The organism is Bathymodiolus platifrons methanotrophic gill symbiont, assembly GCF_002189065.1.
Lineage (GTDB): Bacteria > Pseudomonadota > Gammaproteobacteria > Methylococcales > Methylomonadaceae > Methyloprofundus.
Window position 1 is genome coordinate 1 of sequence record NZ_BDMN01000505.1, and the last position, 1,896, is coordinate 1,896.

Below are 1,896 nucleotides of genomic sequence, written 5' to 3' on the forward strand. Positions count from 1 at the left end.
TTTTCATTCGTTTCAAATGCTATTGCCTAAGGGGAATTAAGTAGGGGTTTGCTATAAACATGGCAAAACCACCTAAAATAAACCTCGATACACCAGCATTGTGTATTTCAGCTACTCAATAATTGGGAAACTTCAGTTCATAGAAATCAGCTACTTTATTGAGCATTTTATCAATAGCTCCAGACTCTTCACCAATAGCAAGCATTTGAATGACCATGTGTGGAAATAAATTTGTCTGGGTCATTGAATACTGGAGACTTTCCCCGGTGGCAACATTTTCTCGCATTTCCATGACAGCCTTATAGTAAACGATATTACCAGTTGCACCGGCAACGGATTCTAAAGCATCGACAAGGGGAACGCCTGCTGCTGACATGGTCGCTAAAGTTCGCGAAAAACGGGCAATGGCTGATTTATGTAGAATCATGCCGATAATCGGTAGTTTAAGTAGTAAGCGATCAAGAAAGTAATTGAACTTATGCGAGCGCTTTTTAAAATACATAAAAACGTATACTAGCACAACGATGATACCGACTAGATAATACCAGTTGGCAACCATCCAGTCAGAAATACCCATTACCCATAAGGTAAAGCTAGGTAAATCTGCCCCAAAACTATCAAATAATTCTTTAAAAACAGGGACAACAAAAATCAGCATAATAGCTGTGACGATAAAAGCAACCACCACCACTGCAATAGGATAAGTCAGGGCTTTTTTAATTTTTTTCTTGATGGTTTCCGTCTTTTCTTTATAAGTTGCAATTTTATCTAGTAGGCTTTCAAGTATTCCGGCATGCTCGCCTGCTTCGACCAAATTACAAAATAATTCATCAAAATAGATAGGTCGTTTTCTGAGTGCCTGAGCTAAGGTATCGCCTTCTTCAATATCCGCTTTAATCGCTAATACCAATTCTGCCATTGCAGGATTTTCACTGCCTTTGCCGATAATATCAAAAGATTGTACCAAGGGAATGCCAGATTCCAGCATCGTTGCAATTTGTCTGGCAAAAACCGCAATATCACCTGTGCTAATTGATTTTTTGGCTTTAGTGAAAAGGTCTTTTGGTTTTTTCTTTATGCCAATAATACGAGTGCCTTGGCGGCGTAGTTCTGCACGTGCAATAGTTTCACTAATAGCCGATATTTGACCTTTAATGACTTTGCCACTCTTATTTTTCCCTTTCCAGGTAAATTCTATTTGATCTTCATTTTGTGCCATAATTAATCTCTTGTTACTCGATCGATTTCTTCAATAGAAGTAATGCCTTGCATAACCTTTAATAAGCCAGAGCGGGGCAGGTCATTTATTCCTTCCTGTGCTGCTTGTTCAGCAAGTTGCATAGCATTACAGCCTTCTAAAATACGGGTGCGCATTTGTTCGCTGATGGGCATCACTTGATAAATACCTACGCGGCCCTTATAGCCGTCATTGCACTTATCACAACCGACGGCTTTATAAACGGTAAAAGAACCCAGCTCTTCCTTTTTAAAGCCGGCTTCCAGCAATGTTTTTTCAGGGTATTTGGAATCCTCTTTACAGTGTTCGCAGAGCCGTCTGGTTAATCTTTGCGCCATAATCAGTAATACCGAGGAAACGATATTGAAGGCTGGAACCCCCATTTGCATTAGACGGTTCAGGGTTTGCGGTGCATCGTTGGTATGTAATGTGGATAACACTAAATGACCGGTTTGCGCAGCCTTGACAGAAATATCAGGAGTTTCAAGGTCACGAATCTCCCCGACCATGATGATATCGGGATCTTGACGCAAGAATGCTCTTAATGCGATGGGAAAGGTTAACCCGGCTTTGACATTCATATTAACCTGGTTAATACCATCTACAGTAATTTCAACAGGGTCTTCAGCCGTTGAAATATTACGCTCCAGGGTGTTAAG

General features: G+C 40.5%; 2 protein-coding genes. Both read right to left on the reverse strand.

Annotation, left to right across the window (positions count from 1 at the left end; genetic code table 11):
• Window positions 1-115: 115 nt before the first annotated feature.
• Window positions 116-1,219, reverse strand: coding sequence for a type II secretion system F family protein (locus CDZ78_RS19925; RefSeq protein ID WP_087871518.1), 1,104 nt, complete (start codon window positions 1,217-1,219; stop codon window positions 116-118).
• 2 nt (window positions 1,220-1,221) lie between these two features.
• Window positions 1,222-1,896, reverse strand: a 675-nt coding sequence (locus CDZ78_RS19930; protein WP_167374423.1) for an ATPase, T2SS/T4P/T4SS family, incomplete at its 5' end; no start/stop codon positions are given.

Excerpts from the sequence above, each read along its gene's own strand:
- CDZ78_RS19925 (WP_087871518.1), bottom strand. The coding sequence starts at position 1,219 with ATGGCACAAAATGAAGATCAAATAGAATTTACCTGGAAAGGGAAAAAT.